The following is a 17403-nucleotide window of genomic DNA, read 5'->3' on the forward strand; positions in this document are numbered from 1 at the left end:
CCGTGGCCGTGGCCGTGACGCAGCCGACGCGGTTCGCCGTCAGGCGGCGCTTTCCGCCGAAAGGGTGGGGTAGTCGGTGTAGCCCTCGTGGTCGCCGCCGTAGGCCCGGCTGTGGTCGGGAGCGGTGAACGGACCGCCGAGGCGCAGCCGGTGCGGCAGATCCGGGTTGGCCATGAAGAGCGCGCCGAAGGACACCAGGTCCGCCGCGCCGGACTCGATGAGCTTGAGCGACTCGGGCCCGGTGTGGGCGTCGGGGGTGTACGGGTTGAGGATCAGCGTTCCGTTCCAGTGCTTCCGTAGCCGGCCGGCGAGCTCGGTGTCAGAGCCTTCGGAGACATGCAGATACGCGAGACCGAGCGGGTCGAGCGCGTCGGCCAGCGCGAGGTAGGTGTCGTGGAGGCCGTCCTCGACGATGTCGTTGTACGGAGCGCCGGGCGTGACGCGCAGCCCCAGCCGATCCGCGCCCACGGCGTCCGCGACGGCCTCGGCCAGTTCGACGACGAACCGGATCCGGCCCAGAACGCCGCCTCCCCACTCGTCGTCGCGCTGGTTGGCGTTCGTGGACAGGAACTGGTGCAGCAGGAAGCCGCTGCCCCCGTGTAGCTCCACCCCGTCGAAGCCGGCCGCGATCGCGTTACGCGCGGCTGCCGCGAAGTCCGCGACGGTCTCCCGGATACCGGCCTGGTCGAGCGGCAGCGGCGTGACGAACTCCTGCGGGCCGTCCATGGTGAACACCGTCCCGATCGCCCGCACCGGCGACGGGCCCACCGGCACCGCCCGCTCCTCGTGCAGGCTGGGGTGGCCGACCCGGCCGGCGTGCATCAGCTGCGCGAAGATCAGGCCGCCCCGCTCGTGCACCGCGGCGGTCACCGACCGCCACGCCTCGACCTGCTCGGGGGAGTGCAGGCCTGGCGTGTTCGGGAAGCCCTGGCCGATCGGCGAGGGCTGGGTGCTCTCGGTGATGATCAGCCCGGCGTCGGCGCGCTGGGCGTAGTAGGTCGCCATCAGCTCGGTCGGGCTCGCTCCCGGCCCGTACGCACGGTTCCGCGTCATCGGGGCCATGACCACCCGGTTGCGGGCGGTGTACCGGCCGATGGTGACCGGTTCGAACGCGTGGGACATGTCTTGCTTCCTCATGGTCTGGTTCGCTTCGGCGAGCCGGTGGCGGCCACTTCGGTCGGCCGCGACCCGTGCAGCCCTGGTCACGCACTTTCTGTTCGTAACGCCATCGTGCAGGAGAAGCAGGGCCCCTACAAAAGGCACATGTATGTGCGTGGAAGCCCTACGCCAGAAGGGAGTCGTGGTCGCAGACGGGTGAATGCGAAGCGCGGCCAAGCCGTCAGGACGCGTCCCGGCGGCAGAAGCTGAGCGCCCCGGCACCGAGCGCGACGACCACGTACCCGACCAGCACGGCCGTCGCGCCAGCCTGTGACAGGAGGTAGGGGTGGTTGTCACCCGCGAGCTGTGGCGTGAGGTTCGGGAGGAGGATCGAACCGAACCTCAGCTGCCACGTCGTCGGCAGGAAGTGCGCGAAGACCGGCGCCACCAGGACGAGGCCGCCCATGGTCACCAGCGTCGACGCGGTCGAGCGGAACACAGCGCCCAGCCCCAGCGCCACGGCGTTGGTGACCAGGACGACCAGCGCCCCGCAGAACACCGTCAACAGTCCGTCCGCCCAGTTCGGCCAGGGGTTCAGCGGCGCGGGGCGATCGCCCAGCAACAGGGTCGCGCCGGCGAAGGACACCAGCGCGAACAGCAACCCGCCGAGGACGCCCACCGCGGCGGCCACCGTCGCCTTGGCGCCCAGCAGAACCCGGCGCCGCGGCACGGCCAGCAGGCCGGGACCGATGGAGCCGGTGGTGAACTCGCTCGTGATCACCATGGCGCCGATCGACCCGAGGAAGAACATCACGAACGGCATGACCACCACGGTCGTGTCGGCCGTCTCGTAGTTCGCCTGGGCGGCCGCGGCGTCCTGATCGAAGGACTGGATCAGGAGGAACAGGATGAGCATCCCGACCAGGGTCGCCGCCACGCCGCCGGCGAGGAACGCCCACGTCGACCGGATTGTCCGCATCTTCATCCATTCGGCGGCCACCGCGTCCCAGAACACCCGCGAGCGCGACACGGTCGGCGCCGCGGCACTGGCGGTGGCGGCCGTGGCGGCCGGCAGGTCCCCGAGTGTGGTCATGGTCGTGCCGTCCTCTCCACGGCGGCCTGGTAGTCGGCCACCTCACTGGTCAGATCCAGGTAGACGTCCTCGAGCGTGGCGCTGCGCGACGTCAGCTCGTGAAGGGGAATCGACGCCGCAGCGGCGGCGTCGCCGATGGCGGACGCGTCCACGCCGACCGCGACGAGCCCACCGTCGTCCGTCGCGGTGACGGACGCTCCGAGACCGGCCAGGATGCCGGCGAGCTCGGCTGCCTGCGGAGACCGCACGAGCACGTCACGTTCGAACCGGTCGCGCATCCGCGTCATGGACGTCTCCTCCAGCAGCCGGCCCCGGCCGATGATCAGCACGTGGTCGACGGTGAGCGCCATCTCGCTCATCAGATGGCTGGAGAGCAGTACGGTGCGTCCTTCCGCGGCCAGCGACCGCAGGGTGGAGCGGATCCAGCGGATGCCGGCCGCGTCCAGTCCGTTGACCGGCTCGTCGAGCAGGATCACGGCCGGGTCGCCGAGCAGGGCGCCGGCGATCCCGAGGCGCTGCCGCATGCCGAGCGAGAACCCGCCCACGCGCTTGTGTGCCACGCTCGCCAGGCCGACCCGCTCCAGTACCGCCGTCACGCGGGCCTTGCCGATGCCGTTGCTGCGGGCCAGGCAGGCGAGGTGGTGGAAGGCGGTCCGGCCGGGGTGGGCGGCATCGGCGTCGAGTACGGCGCCCACCTCGTGCATCGGACGGCCGATCCGGTCGTAGCGACGATTGCCGATCAACGCCTCGCCGGAGGTCGGATGGTGCAGGCCGAGGAGGATTCGTAAGGTGGTGGACTTGCCCGCTCCGTTGGGACCGAGAAAGCCTGTCACCACACCCGGACGGACCTCGAAGGACAGCTGGTCCACTGCCAGTGTCGGTCCGTATCGCTTGGTCAGTTCCCTCACTACGATCATGGGGGAGACGGTTTCAGGGGCGGGCGGTCCCGCGCGTCTGACCGTGGTCAGACATCCGCGTCATACCACGGTCAGACGCATAGTCCCGGTCGCCGCTATAGCGTGAGCGCGTGCGTTCCAGGCCCTTCGGACCAGAGGTACGCGGCGCCGTGGTGGACACCGCGGTCGCCGCCGGACTGGCGTACCTCCTGGCCTATTCCACGCTCGACCCGCCGGGTCCGGCGTTCACCGGCCCGGAGTGGGTGGCGTGGTTCGCCGGTGCCGCGGTGGGGCTTCCGCTGGCGGTTCGCCGCCGCTGGCCGTTGCCGGTGCTCGGCTGGATGGTGGTGGCCGCCGCGACGGCGACCGCGTTCGGCGTCGTGGGAACCGGCGTCATCTGGGTGACGTACGCACCCCTCGCGTTGGCGCTCTACACGGCGGCCACCGCGACGGGCCCCGTCGTCGCGGTGGTGGCCCTGGTCGCCGGCCTGGCCGCGCCGGCGGCCACCATTCCGTGGCTCTACGACAGGCTCGGGATCGCGCCGTCCGACGCCCCCCAGAGTGAGATGCCGTTGTGGTGGCAGGTCGAGCTCGGCATGGTCACCGTGGCAGTGACCGCCGCCTGGGCCACCGGCCGAGTGGTCCGGTGGCGCCGGATGGTCCACGCCGGCATCGCGCGCCAACTCGCGCTTGACGCGGTGGCCGCCGAGCGGCTGCGGATCGCCCGGGAGTTGCACGACATCGTCGGCCACAGCATGAGCCTCATCGCGGTGAAGGCCACCGTGGCCAACCACATCGCCGCGGAGCGACCCGGCGAGACCCGTGCCGCGCTCCTGACCATCGAGCGGACCAGTCGCTCCGCGCTCACCGAGATTCGACGGCTGCTGGACGTGCTGAGGTCGGACACCGATCCGGCCGCCGACCTCGGTCCCTCACCCGGGACGGCCGACCTGTCCGACCTCACCGACCGGCTACGGTCCGACGGGCTTCGCGTCGACCTGCGCCTGGACGGCGCCGACGACCTGCCGCAGGCGGTCGACCTCACCGTCTTCCGGATCGTCCAGGAGGCACTCACGAACGTGATGAAGCATGCGAACGCCGGCCACTGTCAGGTGACGGTGCTGGCCCGGGACGGCGGCGTACACATCGAGGTCTCCGACGACGGCCGCGCGCACCGGTCGTCCGGCCGGTCGCCTACCGGGCAGGGCCTCATCGGCATGCGTGAACGGGTGGCGATGTACGGCGGGACGCTGAGCACGGGGCCGCGACCCGAAGGTGGGTTCCGGGTGGTCGCCGACATTCCGTACGTCGCCGTGGAGGAGACCGCATGACCGAGGACACCGCGACGGAGGACACCGCGACCGAGGACACCGCGACGGAGGAGCCGTCCGCCTCGGACCGGCCATCCTCGCCGGACATCCGGGTGCTCCTCGCCGACGACCACGCCCTCATGCGGGAAAGCTTCCGGGCCCTGCTCGACGTGTCGCCGGGCTTCGTCGCCGTGGGGGAGGCCGGCACCGGCACCGAGGCGGTGCGGCTGGCCCGGCAGCACCTGCCCGACGTGGTGCTGATGGACGTCCGGATGCCCGACATGGACGGCATCGAGGCGACGAGGCAGATCTGTACGGGGCCGGAGACCGCCTCCGTACGGGTGCTCGTCCTCACCACCTTCGACCTGACCGAGTACGTCTACGCCGCCATGCGCGCAGGCGCCAGCGGCTTCCTGGTCAAGGACGTCACGGCGGGGGAGCTGCTGGACGGCATCCGGGTGGTGGCCTCCGGCGAGGCGCTGCTGACACCCAGGGTCACCCAGCGACTGATCGCCACGTTCACCCGGCGGACCTCCGGTGCCCCGACCGGACTGGAACTCATCACCGAGCGGGAACGCGAGGTGCTGACCCTGATCGCCCGCGGGCTGTCCAACACGGAGATCTCCCAGCACCTGCACGTGACGCTCGGCACCGTGAAGACCTATATCGGACGTCTGCTCAGCAAGCTCGGTGCGCGGGACAGGGCGCAGCTCGTGATCACGGCCTACGACACCGGTCTCGTGACGCCGAAGCCACGCTGAGTGCGGCGGAATCCTCAAACGCTGTCGAGCTTCTCGTCCGGCATCACACTTCCCCGGCCTGTCTCGTCCTCTCGGTAGAAGCGCGGACGAGCACGGAAGAACGGAAGTGCCATGAACGAAACGCCCAAGGAAACGCCGCTGCCCGGTGACCTCGCGGCCGCGATCGTCAACGCAGCCGGAGATCCGGACCGGATCACCGCGCTGCTGTCGGAGGACGTGACCTGGTGGATCACCCGTCCGTCCCCGACGAGATCATGAACAGCCTCAGTCACGGCCGGGAGGAGGTACGGGGCAACCTCGAGCGGGTCTTCTCCCTCCTCTACGACCGCGACTCGGTGCGCACCACGGTGCACCATCAGATCAGCCAGGGCCCCATAGGTGCGGTGCGGTGGTCGATGACCGGCTCGTTCGCGACCGGCGGGACGTTCGCGAACGAGTACTCCCTGTGGGTCGAGGTCCAGGACGGGCTCGTGGTCAGGGTCTGGGAGTACACCGACGTCGCGCACTCCACCGGCCAGATGCGAGCGGCACAATGCTGATCGCACCCGCCGTCGCGACGGTTCCCCCTCGGGGGCGGGCGACTCCCTCGCAAGGGGGAGTGATGTCCGGTGTGCCGCCTCTACGCTCGCGGTCATGGTTGACCTCGAGCGCCCGCGACGCTGGCCGGCGTACGCGCTGGCGGTGCTGTTCCTCGGCTACGCCGTCGGCAAGGCCGCCTTTGCACTGCAGGACCGGCTCGGGCTCCCGGGCGGCCCGCCCGTGTCGGCCGCCGAATCCGAGAGCTACTTCCTGGACGCGGCCGCGGCCCAGTGGCTCGCGGCCGCGTCCGGCGTCTTCGCCGCCTGTGTCGCCATCGCCACGGTCACGGCGCTGGGCCGTCGGGTACCGCGAGGACTCATGCTGCTCGTGCTGGCCGGGATGCTGCTGGCTGTCGGGTACGGCGCCGGGGTCATGATGGTGGACGGGTTCGTCGGCATCGGCGTCGGCTGGCGGTGGTACCACGGCGTGCTCGGAGCCGTCGCGCTCGTGCTGTTTCTGGAGACGACCCGCTCCTACGCGACGGCGACGAGACGCGGCGCGGGCTGATCAGGCGTGACCAGGCGTGGACGGGCTGCGGTGATGTGGCGGGCGGTGGCGTGGTGGCGCCCGGTCGATGCGCCGTTTCTACCGCGCAGACAGGTGATCGCTCGCGATCTTGTCGAGCACGGCTTCGTCACCGGCATAGACGCCGGTGGCTCGTGGCCAGTGCGTCACCACGTCGGTGAAGCCGAGTTCGGCCGCCCGGCCCACCGCATCGGTGAAGTACTCGGCGCTGGAGAGCGCGAACGGTCCGGCGCTGTCCAAGGACAGGTAGCGGTCGATCGTGGCCGGTTCGCCACCGTCCTGGGCGATGATGTCGTCGAAGCGGGTCGTCAACTCCGCGATGCCGCGCCACCACTGCTGAGTACTGTCGTGCCCGCCGGCGCCGGTGGTGGCCCAGCCCTGGCCGAACCGCGCGGCGAGCCGCAGGGACTTCGGGCCGTTCGCCGCGACGACCATGGGAAGTCTCGGCTTGTGCAGGCATCCCGGTTGGGTTCGTGCGTGAACAGCCGTGAAGTAGTCGCCGGCGTAGCTGACGTCGTCCTCGGTCAGCAGGCGATCCAGCAACTCGAGGAACTCCCCCAGGCGCGCCACGAGGCGAGGCGGTGGCAGGGTGTCCTCGCCGAGCACGGTCGAGTCGAAGCCGGTGCCACCGGCGCCAACGCCGAGAAGGAACCTGCCCGCGCTGATGTCGTCCAGGCTGAGGACGTCGCGGACGAACGACACTGGATGCCGGAAGTTCGGCGAGGCCACGAAGGTCCCCAGCTGGATCCGTGAGGTCACCATCGAGGCGGCGGTCAGCGTCGGGACCGTGCCGAACCAGGGCCCGTCGGCGAGGCTCCGCCACGCGAGGTGGTCGTAGGTCCATGCGTGATCGAAACCGTAGTCCTCGGCACGCCTCCACAGCGGGGCTGCCTGCGGCCAGCGATATTCGGGGAGGATGACGATGCCGTAGCGCATGAGGCCCCACTGTAGAGGACCGGCCAGTGCCTCAGCCCTTGCCGCCAGCGCCGTCCCGGCCCCGTCTCGGCACGGGCGCCGCCGACGTTTGCGCCACGCAACCGCGGAGTCTCGGACAGGTCATCGGCGCATCGATTCCTTCGGTGTCGACCCAAACGGGATGAACCCGAGGAAATCAACAGAACAAGCGAGTCAGCTACGGGACGATGACCAGCTTCACCCCGCCGGTGCCGGCCGCCTGCCGGCTCCACGCGTGCTGGACCTCTCCGATGGGCACCGCTTCCACGTCGACGTGCAGGTCGCCGGAGGCGCAGGCTTCCCCGAGCTGTGCGTAGGCCGCGGCGCGTACGTCCTGCGGGGCGTGGAAGACGGCATGCCCGCGGATGTCGATCGCGCGGCTCCGCAGGAGCGGGGCCGCGACCGCGGTTTCGGCGGCGGCGAGCTGGCCGACCTGGATGAGGCGTGCGCCGTGCGCGGCCTGGGTGAGGGCGGCGACGGCAGGCTCACCCCACAGCAGGTCCACGATCACGTTGGCGCCGGCGAGCGCACCCGGAAGGTCGTCGACCGCACCGAGTTGCACCGTGGCATCCGCCCCCAGCTCGGCGGTGTGCGCCAATTGCTCGGGGTCGCGCCCGACGGCCACGACGCGGCCAGCGCCCAGCAGGCGCGCGATCTGGACGGCGAAGCGTCCGACCACCCCGGTGGCGCCGAGTACGACCACCGTCTCGCCCGGCTGCAGTCCGGCGCGCCAGTGCAGGGCCGTGTGCGCCGCCAGACCCGCGTTGCCCATGCCGGCCAGGATCACCGGATCGACGTCTTCGGGGGCGGGGATCAGCGAGTCCTCGGGTACGAGGGTGCGCTCGGCCATCGACCCGAACGGCCCGACAGTCGTGTCGAAGTACACCAGACGCCCATCCGTGCGACGTCCCACGCCGTCGCTGCCCACAACCGACGGCAGCGGCGGCGGACCGGTGTAGAAGCGCCCCGTGGCCTTCGCCAGGTCCAGGTGGTTGACACCAGCCGCCACGACCTCGACCAACGCGGCACCGGAGGCCGGCTCTGGATCACGGAACTCCCCCGGGACCGGAGTGCCAAGCTCTTCAAGGACAGCTGCACGCACCCGGCAAGTCTAGAGTCGCCTCACGCAGCGATGTCACAGCTTCGCGGCATCGCCGTCCCGGCTCACCACGTTCCTTCCCGAGCCGGCAGGAATCGCCGGAGTCAGGTCCAAAGCCGTCCGGACCGGGCCGATTCGCCGGACCGCCAGGCTCTCCCGGCGCAATCGCGGCAAGCGAGGTCTAGCTGCTCTCCTCGTCCACGTTGATGTCGACCGACACGGAGTCCGCCAGCGCCGCCCGTGCCCCGGCTTCCGACGCTTCGCGGACGGCCCGGGCGAGGGCTTCGACATCGACGTTCTCGGCACCGGCGGCCAGGGCGTTCGCCAGGGTGTCGATGGTCGCGCGAAGGGCACCGATGTGGGCGGCGTTGGCGACAGCCTGTTCGTACGCCTTGGGTGCGTACCACGCGTCGGAACGGATGTGCGCCAGGTACGTCTCGGCGGTGGCCCTGTTGCCGGCGAGGCTGGTCAGAGAGTGCGCCCAGACGGCGTCGGCGATCTCGTTGGCGGTCGGCAAGTCGTCCTCCGTGGGGGTCATGTCGTAGTAGGTGGGCGCGAGCCTTCGGAGGGTCGCGAGTGTCGCCACGTCGCCGTCCAGGTGACCGGAGACGCCCGACACGGTGGTCCTGTCGGTCCACTGCCAGATCGATGCACCCGCGGGCATGTCGTCGTCGGCGTCCGGCCACGGGCCACGGGGGCTGGGCCACCTCGCGAGCCAGAGCCAGCGCCCGGCGAGCAACTCGGAGCCGTGCGTTCGGTTGTTCAGGTAGTCGGAGTTGACGTAGAGCCCGCATCGCATCGCGCCGGTGAGTTCGAGCCGCCGGTCGACCTCCCGCATGAAGGTGAGTGCCCACGCGGTCAGGGCGGACCTCCCGAGGCCGCCGGACTGCTCGAGGTCCAGGACCGGGGGCAGCTCACGACCGGACCGCCAACCGGCGGCCCGAAGTTCGCTCACGTAGTGCGCGGCCTGCGCCCTGGCGTCCTGGTCAGGGTGGGCGAAGTGGTACGACCCAGCGAGGAGCCCGACCTGGCGCGCGTCGGCGAAGTAGCGTCGCCACGTTCTGGAGGTGTAGCTCTGGCCCTCGGTCGCCTTGACGACGACGAACCCGACCGCGCGCTCGAGCCGGGACCACGACGTGATGGTCTGGTACGCGGACACGTCGACGCCGCGGATGATGGTCACCTGGGACACCTCCTCACCGTCAGACTGCGCCGGTCAGGATACGGAGCAGGTACGCCACGAGGAACCCCCGCGGAAACATCCGGCCACCCGGCCCGGTGCACCCCTCGGCGGGGAGCGCCGACGGGTGGACCCTCGTCCTGGACCAGAGGATGTGCGGCATAGGCTGGCGCGGCCATCCTGGCGAGTGAAACCGAACTGGGCATGGAGGTTTGGTGGATGACCGAGCTGATCGAGCCACCACGGCTTGTCCGGCCGACCGTGGCGGTGAAGGACTCCTACCTCGCCGGTGAACGAGCCACGTGCCTGGCTGAAGGAACCGAGCTCGACTGGTTCGAGCCGGCGCGCGACGACTTCGAGGGGTTTGTCGCCGCACGCAGCGGGATCCGTGTTCGATGGGGCGTTCCCTACACGCACTACTGGTACGTCTCCGGTGAGCACTATCTCGGAACGCTCGTCATCAGGCATTCGCTGACGCCGGAACTCGCTGAGGCGGGTGGCCACGTCGGCTATCACATCGTTCTCCCCTGGCGCAGACAAGGGCATGCGACCAGAATGCTGGCGGCAGGCTTGGCCGAATGTGCCCAGTTGGGTCTTGGCCGGGTTCTCCTGACCTGCCTGCCTGACAACGTCGCGTCTCGCCGGGTGATCCTCGCGAACGGCGGTGTTCCCGACGGTCAGGCGCGTGGTGAGGATCGCTTCTGGATCGACGTCGCGAACCACGATTCGACCTCTGCGCACGGCATCAGCTAGGGCGTGCACGTCCCGTCGTGACTGTTCGAAGCGCTCCCTGCGGTCAGTTCACCAGAGCACGGCGTCGAGCGTCGCGGATGATGTGATCGGCGGTCTGGTCGGGCGAGAGGGCGGCTGTGTCGAACCACCATCCGACATCGCCAAGCTCGCGCTTCATGTCGGCGTCGAGTGCGTCGTAGCCGTCGAAAGTGAACTGGTCACGGGGATCCCTGATGGTGTTGCGGTACTGACAGACCTCGATGCCCGGTGCGAGAACGACGAACGAAACCGGCCGAGGGCCGAGGAGCGCGACGAAGAACTCCAGTTGCTCCCGTGAGGGGATCACCCAGTCGATCACGGGCGTGAAGCCGGCGTCGGCGAAGTTGTTCGCCAACCCGCACAGGTTGCGGTTGCACAGCTCCACCTGCCGCCTCGCCTCGTCGCCAGGCTCGCCCAGGGCCCAGACTCGACCCCTGACGATCATCCGGTTGAGGTCGTCGCCGTCGAGCCGGGCAGAGCGCGGCAGTCGTTCGGCCACCAGCCTGGTCACGGTCGACTTCCCGGCCCCCGGCATCCCCGTCACGATCAGGCAGCCTGGCACGTCGGCACTGAGCACGCCGGCCATCGTGTCAGCGTGCCTGCTGGGCCAGCAATGCCATTTCCACGGCCCTACGACGCTTCACGAACTGGACCACGCACGGGTGGACAACACCAGCAGATAGCCGTCCGGGTCCTGGAACGTCACGCCCCACGTGTCCCAGTACGGATTGTGCGCGGGCACCCGCTTCCCGCCGTGACGTTCGAGCCGTTCGACCAGGGCGTCGGGAACCGGCTCACCGAGATAGATCACCAGCAGGTCCTCGGGTGTCGGCCGCGGTTGGATCGGAGCGACGGGATCGTGGACGAGTTCCAGGTGCCAGGAAGCATCGAGCCAGCCGACCATGAGGAGTGAGTGCTCTCCGTCAGTGCCGTCGGTCGTGTACCGGTACAGGACATCGAGCCCGAGACCCGAGGTCCAGAAGTCCTCCGCGGCTTGGAGGTCACGTGACGGTCGGGCGATGCGTATGTGAGCCGTGGCGTCAGCCGGCATCGTGCTACCTCCTGCTGGGCGCGGGTCCTCGTGGACCGACGGATGAAACTTCACTGCCCGGACGCTACCCCCGCGAGGGCGGCGCGGATGCGACGACGATCGTCGGCGTCGAAGTGCGGGGTGTCGAGGATGTACCGACGCTGGTGGGGCGGCACATCCCGCAGGAACGCACGCGGGTCGTCGAGGAGATCTCGGATGAGGTCCCTACCTGCGAGGAAGAACAGGTCGATCAGTTTGGGGTTCCCGTCGGTCGAGAGCAGTACGTGGCGCTCGCCGATGTCGACGCCGCCCCACCACCGGACGTTCTGACGGCCCCATTCGTCCATCCTGTCGACCTCGTGCCGGAGAGCGCGTAGGTCGGCATCGGCTTCCTCGGCGTGCGCCCAGTGCCGCAGAAACGTCTCGACCAACTCCCTGCCCGGAGGGCTCAGGTGTTCGAGCACAGCCAGATGGCCGCCACCTTCGAGTTGGGTGGCAAGCTCCACCTGCGGAACGTATCGATTGGCGGCGCATCGTCGGCAGAGTTCGACGAAGTACCCATAGGCCGGCTCGAACGGGCCGACCCGGGCAAGGAGTCGACCACTCGGCGACCGGTACGCGTAGGCCCAGTCGCCCTCACCGCACATCGCCCAACCCAGGCGCTCGAGACGGGCTCGCGCCGACCGGTGGTCGAGCACCGGCCACTGCACGCCGAGCAAGCGGACGACCTCGGGCTCATGCACCCGGCGAAGTCTGTCACCGGGTGGCTGGTTCCTCCATCCGAGTTCAGCTGTTCGGCTGGCTCACCGCGGTTCGAAACTGGCGCGTCAGTTCGGCGGCGTGGTCGACGTCCATTCCGGCGGCCACCCAGGTGGTGACGCCCAGGGCTGTGGAGTCGGCCCAGGCGCAGACGACGGTACCGTTCAGTTGCGTCTCGTTCGGCTGACCACAGGCCATGGCGACGTCGTCGCGGCCTGATTCGACGGAGTGTGCGGATTGCACCTGTGCTCCGGCCAGGTAGTCTCGCACCCCCAGGGCTGGGGACCTCTGCAGTGAAGCCCGCAACCCGCTGCCCGGCTTGGTGTTGAGGCCGAGGAACGCGACGGCCGCGGCACCGTCCTGGTATTCGCCGTAGACGACCGAGGCCACGAGTTCCTGCCGGTCGGCTCGGGAAAGCACCTGCTGTCCACGGGCACGGGCCGCGCTGTCGTCGACGAGAGTCCAGTTGCCGGCCATGGCTGGCGCCGACAAGGTGGAGCCTGGCCCCCGCGCCACGGGTGGGCCGAGGGTCTCAGCGCTCCTGAGCTCGACGATCGTGGTCTGCAGCCCGGCTGTGGCGACGACGACGCCGAGGTAGGTCCACCACCGCCAAGTTCGGCTGGAGTATGCGGCCACCACGCCGGCAGCGACCACTCCCACGGCGGTGGGGAGGACAAGCCGCCCCGCGGTGTAGAAGACGCTCTCGGTGTGGCGAGGCACGACGACGATGAGCAAGGCGGCAAAAGTCGGTACGGCTACCAGCGCGGCGAAGCGCCATGGGCGGTCGTTGGGCCTGTTCAGGCGCCCCCCAATGATCACGACGGCCTATCGTGCCAGGGTTCTGTTCGGCGTTCGTCGACTGGTGTAACGTCCCCAGCCGTGCTTCTCGCGAGTGCGGCAGCCCAGCGGTACGGCGTCGACGAGGCGCAGGCCGCGATCCGGTTCGGGGAGGCGGCGAAGGCCACCGGAGCATGGGCCGGGCGGCGGTTGCTCTGGCTGGGAAGCGAACCGGCGTTCGAGTTGAGCTTTTGGTGCGGAACGTGCCCCGTCCTGTTCCAGCGGCTGGAGGGCGCGAAGCGCACCCTCTCCCTGGCCGAGGTCCAGGACAAACTCGCAGGCGGCCTGGAAGACATCGATCCAGGCATCGTGGCGGCGTTCGCCGCGTTGCTGCCCGCGGCTCACTACCTCGTGATGCTCCTCCAGATCAGGCCACGCCTGACGTATCCAGTCCTCGACGGGGACTACTTCGCCCACGAGCAGGTCGCGACGTGGGGAATCGACGGCTTCTGGGGTCTACCGGAGAATCCTCGGACGCCCTACTACCGGACGTTCGAGACGGGGGTAGCGGAGGACGCCCACCTGTACGAGTTCGTCGTGCCCATGGTTCCGCCCTCCTGGAACGACCGCGACCGCGTTGAGCAGTACTCCCGTCTGTTGCACGACGGTCCGGCCCCCGCCGTCGTCGCCGTGAGCACGCTCGACATCTGCCAGCCGGCGATGGACGGCCAGAGCGGCGACTACTACGAGCACTGGGCCTTGACGCACTTCCTCCTCGACGGCCACCACAAGATCGAGGCGGCCGCGGCGAGCGGTCGGCCCGTCCAACTTCTCTCGTTGGTGTCAGTCGACGCCAGCCTGGCCGGAGAGCGCCAAGTCGCCCGGCTGCCCTCCGTCCGTGCGCAACGCGTGAGTCGGCGACCTCGTTCCGTGCGATCCCAACCGTAGGTCCGCACCCGGACGGGCTCGTCAACTACGCCTGGCTCGTGGGACGTGACGGCGACAGAAACCTCGCATCCAACATATGAGATGTCCGTCTAGTGTTCCCCGCCGGAAATTCGTATGTTAAATCGGTATGATGGTGTCCGTGGCTCGTACTGGGCGGCCGAAGGCCGAGTTGGTGTTGTCTGCTGGTGAGCGGGAGCAGTTGGTTCGTTGGTCGCGTCGGGCGAAGTCGTCGCAGGCGTTGGCGTTGCGGTCGCGGATCGTGTTGGCGTGTGCGGTGCCGGGGGCGGTGAACAAGCAGGTGGCGGCCGACTTGGGGGTGTCGCCGAACACGGTGAACAAGTGGCGTCGGCGGTTTGTGGCCAAGCGGTTGGACGGTTTGGTCGATGAGCCGCGGCCGGGTCGTCCACCGTCGATCTTGTTGGACAAGGTGGAGGAGGTGGTGGTTGCGACGCTGGAGGAGACGCCGGTGAGTGCGACGCACTGGTCGCGGAGGTCGATGGCGGCGCGTTCGGGTTTGTCTGAGTCGACGATTGGGCGGATCTGGGCGAAGTTCGAGTTGAAACCGCATCGCAGTGATGGGTTCAAGCTCTCCACGGATCCGTTGTTCGTGGAGAAGGTGGTCGATGTGGTCGGGCTGTACCACAACCCGCCGGAGCGGGCGGTGGTGTTGTGTGTGGATGAGAAGTCGGGCATGCAGGCGTTGGACCGCTCCCAGCCGGTGCTGCCGGCCATGCCCGGGATGCCGGAGCGGCGCAGCCACGATTACGTCCGCCACGGTGTGACCAGCCTGTTCGCCGCGTTCAACATTGCCGATGGCACGGTGATCTCCCAGACCCACCGACGACGCCGCGCCCTGGAGTTCAAGAAGTTCCTGATCGCGATCGACAAAGCGGTCCCTGCCCAACTCGACGTCTACCTCGTCTGCGACAACCTTTCCACTCACAAGACCCCCGCCATCAACGACTGGCTCGCCCGCCATCCGCGCTTCCACATGCACTTCACCCCGACCGGGGCCTCCTGGCTCAACCAGGTGGAACGCTGGTTCGCCTTCCTCACCGACCAACTCCTACGCCGCGGCGTCCACAAAAGCGTCCAGGCGTTGGAGAAAGACGTCCGCGAATGGATCAAGAACTGGAACACCGACCCGAAACCGTTCGTCTGGAAGAAGACAGCCGAAGAAATCCTCGACTCCCTCGCCCGATATATCGCACGAATTTCCGGCGGGGAACACTAGTTCATATCGCCTTAACACGTGAGCAACGGCCGCGAAATCGCACGTTGTGACCCTGCTTGGGCAAGGACACCGCCTCACAAGGCCCGCGCCCCTAAGGATGAACGCCCGTGAGCTACAAGGCCGAGTACATCTGGATCGACGGTACCGAGCCGACCGCGAAGCTGCGCTCGAAGACCAAGATCCTCGCTGACGGCACTGAGCCGGGTACCTGGGGCTTCGACGGCTCCAGCACCAACCAGGCCGTTGGCCACAGCTCGGACCGTGTACTCAAGCCGGCCGCGACCTACCGGGACCCGATCCGCGGTGGGAACGACATCCTCGTGCTGTGCGAGGTCTTCAACATCGACGACACCCCGCACGAGTCGAACACCCGTGCGCTGCTGCGTCCGGTCGCCGAGCAGTTCGCGGCCCAGGAGTCGCTGTTCGGTATCGAGCAGGAGTACACGTTCTTCCAGGGTGCCCGTCCGCTCGGTTTCCCCGACGCCGGCTACCCCGCGCCGCAGGGCGGCTACTACTGCGGCGTCGGCGCCGACGAGATCCACGGCCGCGACGTCGTCGAGAAGCACCTCGACAACTGTCTCGCCGCGGGCCTGAGCATCTCCGGTATCAACGCGGAGGTCATGCCCGGCCAGTGGGAGTTTCAGGTTGGCCCGCTGAGCCCGCTGGAGGTCGCCGACCAGCTCTGGATCGCGCGCTGGCTGCTCTACCGCACCGCCGAGGACTTCAACATCTCCGCCACCCTCGACCCCAAGCCCGCCAAGGGCGACTGGAACGGCGCGGGCGCCCACACCAACTTCTCCACCAAGGCCATGCGTGAGGGCTACGACGCGATCATCGAGGCCTGCGAGGCCCTCGGCCGCGACGACAAGCCGGTGGAGCACATCAAGCACTACGGCGCCGGCATCGAGTCCCGCCTGACCGGCGCCCACGAGACCGCCCCGTGGAGCGAGTACAGCTACGGCGTCTCCAACCGCGGCGCGTCGGTCCGCATCCCGTGGCAGGTCGAGGTCGACAAGAAGGGCTACATCGAGGACCGCCGCCCCAACGCAAACGTCGACCCCTACGTCGTGACCCGCCTCATCGTCGACACTTGCTGCTCGGCGCTGGACAAGGCGGCCATGGTCTGACGCCGCTCCACCCGCTCGCGCCGAGAGCACCCGTCGTCACGACGGGTGCCCTCGGCGCTTGTGATTCGCGCGGTGGCTTCCCCGACCGGGATGTCGCAGCCGGTCATCGCCCGCTACGGCCCGTATCATCGGCGCAGGTCCCGAAGAGTTTCTTTCCGCCTCGCCGATGAGTTTCGCCGCCGACCGCGGTCAGATTCGATACCCAAGCACCCAGGGAGTGGTTCGATGCGGAAGATCACCGCTGGTCTGTTCATCTCGCTCGACGGCGTCGTGGGAGAACCCGCAGACTGGCACTTCCCCTACTTCAACGACGAGATGGGCATCGCCGTCAGCAGCCAGATGGAGACTGCCGACACGATGCTCTTCGGTCGCAAGACCTACGACAGCTTCGCCGGCGCGTGGCCGGAGCGGGAGGCCGCGGGCGGCGAGGACGCCGGCTTTGCCAAGGCACTCGGCGACGCGCGCAAGATCGTCGTGTCACGGCAGAACCTCCAGTTCAGCTGGCGCAACTCCGAGCAGTTGAAGGGCGACCTCGTCGAGGCCGTCACCGCACTGAAGAACGAGCCGGGCGCGGGCGACATCGCGCTGAGCGGATCCGTCTCCATCGTTCGCAAGCTTCTTGCCGTTGGTCTCCTCGACCAACTGAGCCTGCTGGTCCACCCGATCGCGGTCCGCAATGGCCTGCGCCTGTTCGACGAGGGCGAGTGGTCGATCCCCTTGCGGCTGGAGTCGTCCCAGGCCTTCAGCACCGGCGTTCTGCACCTCGTCTACGCCCCGGACGAGTCGACGTCCGCAGGCAGCTACGACGACGCGAAGGCGCACCTGTCCCAGACCGAGAGCAGCTGACCCCGCTGCCATGCCGCACCCGCAGTGGCGGGCCATCGCCCACGTCGCCTCGCTTGCCGAGGGCGAACCCGTGGACGCATCGTCTCGAGTGACGCTGCACTTTCACCCCGACCGGCTCGTGGCGGGAGTGCCGATCCTGGCGGCGATGGCCCGTGACGGGAGGTACCGGTCGCAGTTCGAGACCGGGACCAGCAACGGGACCGCCACCCCACCTACCGAGGTGCGGAGTTCGTGGACCTGGGCGTCTCCATCGCCCGTGGCGGCCATCTCGATCCGGGCGTCATCGGCGACGCCTCCCGCAGCGGCCAGTACGACGAGCAGGCCCTCAAACGGGTCTGGCACTACCTGGCCAGGTTCGGAGCGCCCGACCTGCGGGCGACGAGCGTGGACAGCGGACGCCTCGTCACCTGACCAGA

Annotated in this window: 21 protein-coding genes; 11 read left to right on the plus strand and 10 right to left on the minus strand. The window is 68.9% G+C overall.

What is annotated here, in order from left to right; translation table 11 throughout:
- Window positions 1–39: 39 nt before the first annotated feature.
- From HEB94_RS12920 to HEB94_RS12930, 3 genes are all read right to left on the minus strand, one after another.
- The gene (locus HEB94_RS12920; RefSeq protein ID WP_192750102.1) at window positions 40–1122 is read right to left on the minus strand and encodes an alkene reductase; all 1083 of its coding nucleotides are present in this window, start codon (window positions 1120–1122) and stop codon (window positions 40–42) included.
- Between the two features lie 217 nt (window positions 1123–1339).
- On the minus strand, window positions 1340–2191 hold the full coding sequence (locus tag HEB94_RS12925; RefSeq protein WP_192750103.1) for an ABC transporter permease: 852 nt from the start codon (window positions 2189–2191) through the stop codon (window positions 1340–1342).
- On the minus strand, window positions 2188–3108 hold the full coding sequence (locus HEB94_RS12930) for an ATP-binding cassette domain-containing protein (RefSeq protein WP_192750104.1): 921 nt from the start codon (window positions 3106–3108) through the stop codon (window positions 2188–2190). Before HEB94_RS12930 ends, HEB94_RS12925 begins: the two co-directional genes overlap by 4 nt.
- 110 nt (window positions 3109–3218) lie before the next feature.
- Between HEB94_RS12930 and HEB94_RS53485 the strand changes: the two genes are divergently transcribed.
- The 5 genes from HEB94_RS53485 (at window position 3219) to HEB94_RS12955 (ending at window position 6244) form a co-directional block, all read left to right on the plus strand.
- Window positions 3219–4418 (plus strand): histidine kinase, encoded by a 1200-nt coding sequence (locus HEB94_RS53485; protein WP_192750105.1) that lies wholly within the window; start codon window positions 3219–3221, stop codon window positions 4416–4418.
- Window positions 4415–5158 (plus strand): response regulator, encoded by a 744-nt coding sequence (locus HEB94_RS12940; RefSeq protein ID WP_192750106.1) that lies wholly within the window; start codon window positions 4415–4417, stop codon window positions 5156–5158. The genes HEB94_RS53485 and HEB94_RS12940 overlap by 4 nt, the downstream gene beginning before the upstream one ends.
- A gap of 111 nt (window positions 5159–5269) precedes the next feature.
- Window positions 5270–5416, plus strand: coding sequence for a hypothetical protein (locus tag HEB94_RS12945; protein WP_192750107.1), 147 nt, complete (start codon window positions 5270–5272; stop codon window positions 5414–5416).
- The gene (locus tag HEB94_RS12950; protein ID WP_192750108.1) at window positions 5413–5697 is read left to right on the plus strand and encodes a nuclear transport factor 2 family protein; all 285 of its coding nucleotides are present in this window, start codon (window positions 5413–5415) and stop codon (window positions 5695–5697) included. Before HEB94_RS12945 ends, HEB94_RS12950 begins: the two co-directional genes overlap by 4 nt.
- 94 nt (window positions 5698–5791) lie before the next feature.
- Window positions 5792–6244: a hypothetical protein gene (locus HEB94_RS12955; RefSeq protein WP_192750109.1), complete on the plus strand. Its 453-nt coding sequence runs from the start codon at window positions 5792–5794 to the stop codon at window positions 6242–6244.
- Between the two features lie 78 nt (window positions 6245–6322).
- On the opposite strand, the gene HEB94_RS12960 is transcribed toward HEB94_RS12955, so the two are convergent.
- From HEB94_RS12960 to HEB94_RS12970, 3 genes are all read right to left on the minus strand, one after another.
- Window positions 6323–7198 carry an LLM class flavin-dependent oxidoreductase gene (locus HEB94_RS12960; RefSeq protein ID WP_192750110.1) on the minus strand — a complete coding sequence of 292 codons (876 nt, stop codon included), beginning with the start codon at window positions 7196–7198 and terminating at the stop codon, window positions 6323–6325.
- 196 nt (window positions 7199–7394) lie between these two features.
- A complete protein-coding gene (locus tag HEB94_RS53490) occupies window positions 7395–8318 on the minus strand; it encodes a zinc-binding dehydrogenase (protein ID WP_192750111.1) in 924 nt (307 codons plus the stop codon).
- A gap of 178 nt (window positions 8319–8496) precedes the next feature.
- Window positions 8497–9498: a GH25 family lysozyme gene (locus HEB94_RS12970; protein ID WP_192750112.1), complete on the minus strand. Its 1002-nt coding sequence runs from the start codon at window positions 9496–9498 to the stop codon at window positions 8497–8499.
- Window positions 9499–9714: 216 nt separating this feature from the next.
- Between HEB94_RS12970 and HEB94_RS12975 the strand changes: the two genes are divergently transcribed.
- Window positions 9715–10248: a GNAT family N-acetyltransferase gene (locus HEB94_RS12975; RefSeq protein WP_192750113.1), complete on the plus strand. Its 534-nt coding sequence runs from the start codon at window positions 9715–9717 to the stop codon at window positions 10246–10248.
- A 43-nt stretch (window positions 10249–10291) separates the two neighbouring features.
- Here the strand turns inward: HEB94_RS12975 and HEB94_RS12980 are convergent, their stop codons facing one another.
- Genes HEB94_RS12980 through HEB94_RS12995 form a run of 4 tightly spaced genes read right to left on the minus strand, consistent with a single transcriptional unit; the run spans window position 10292 to window position 12874 of the window.
- Complete coding sequence (locus tag HEB94_RS12980) at window positions 10292–10852, minus strand: AAA family ATPase (protein ID WP_192750114.1); 561 nt, start codon at window positions 10850–10852, stop codon at window positions 10292–10294.
- A gap of 54 nt (window positions 10853–10906) precedes the next feature.
- Complete coding sequence (locus HEB94_RS12985; protein ID WP_192750115.1) at window positions 10907–11317, minus strand: VOC family protein; 411 nt, start codon at window positions 11315–11317, stop codon at window positions 10907–10909.
- Between the two features lie 50 nt (window positions 11318–11367).
- The gene (locus HEB94_RS12990) at window positions 11368–12039 is read right to left on the minus strand and encodes a hypothetical protein (RefSeq protein ID WP_192750116.1); all 672 of its coding nucleotides are present in this window, start codon (window positions 12037–12039) and stop codon (window positions 11368–11370) included.
- Between the two features lie 43 nt (window positions 12040–12082).
- On the minus strand, window positions 12083–12874 hold the full coding sequence (locus tag HEB94_RS12995; RefSeq protein ID WP_192750117.1) for a hypothetical protein: 792 nt from the start codon (window positions 12872–12874) through the stop codon (window positions 12083–12085).
- A gap of 60 nt (window positions 12875–12934) precedes the next feature.
- On the opposite strand from HEB94_RS12995, the gene HEB94_RS13000 reads away from it, so the two are divergent.
- From HEB94_RS13000 to HEB94_RS49220, 5 genes are all read left to right on the plus strand, one after another.
- A complete protein-coding gene (locus tag HEB94_RS13000) occupies window positions 12935–13780 on the plus strand; it encodes a hypothetical protein (protein WP_192750118.1) in 846 nt (281 codons plus the stop codon).
- Between the two features lie 130 nt (window positions 13781–13910).
- Entirely contained in the window at window positions 13911–15014 is a 1104-nt protein-coding gene (locus HEB94_RS13005; protein ID WP_192756249.1) for an IS630 family transposase, read from the plus strand.
- A 107-nt stretch (window positions 15015–15121) separates the two neighbouring features.
- Window positions 15122–16141 (plus strand): glutamine synthetase, encoded by a 1020-nt coding sequence (glnII, locus tag HEB94_RS13010; RefSeq protein ID WP_192750119.1) that lies wholly within the window; start codon window positions 15122–15124, stop codon window positions 16139–16141.
- A 225-nt stretch (window positions 16142–16366) separates the two neighbouring features.
- The gene (locus HEB94_RS13015; RefSeq protein ID WP_192750120.1) at window positions 16367–16987 is read left to right on the plus strand and encodes a dihydrofolate reductase family protein; all 621 of its coding nucleotides are present in this window, start codon (window positions 16367–16369) and stop codon (window positions 16985–16987) included.
- A 231-nt stretch (window positions 16988–17218) separates the two neighbouring features.
- Window positions 17219–17398, plus strand: a complete 180-nt coding sequence (locus HEB94_RS49220; protein ID WP_202897941.1) for a hypothetical protein — start codon at window positions 17219–17221, stop codon at window positions 17396–17398.
- Window positions 17399–17403 lie beyond the last annotated feature (5 nt).

This window comes from Actinopolymorpha pittospori, from assembly GCF_014873875.1.
Lineage (GTDB): Bacteria > Actinomycetota > Actinomycetes > Propionibacteriales > Actinopolymorphaceae > Actinopolymorpha > Actinopolymorpha pittospori.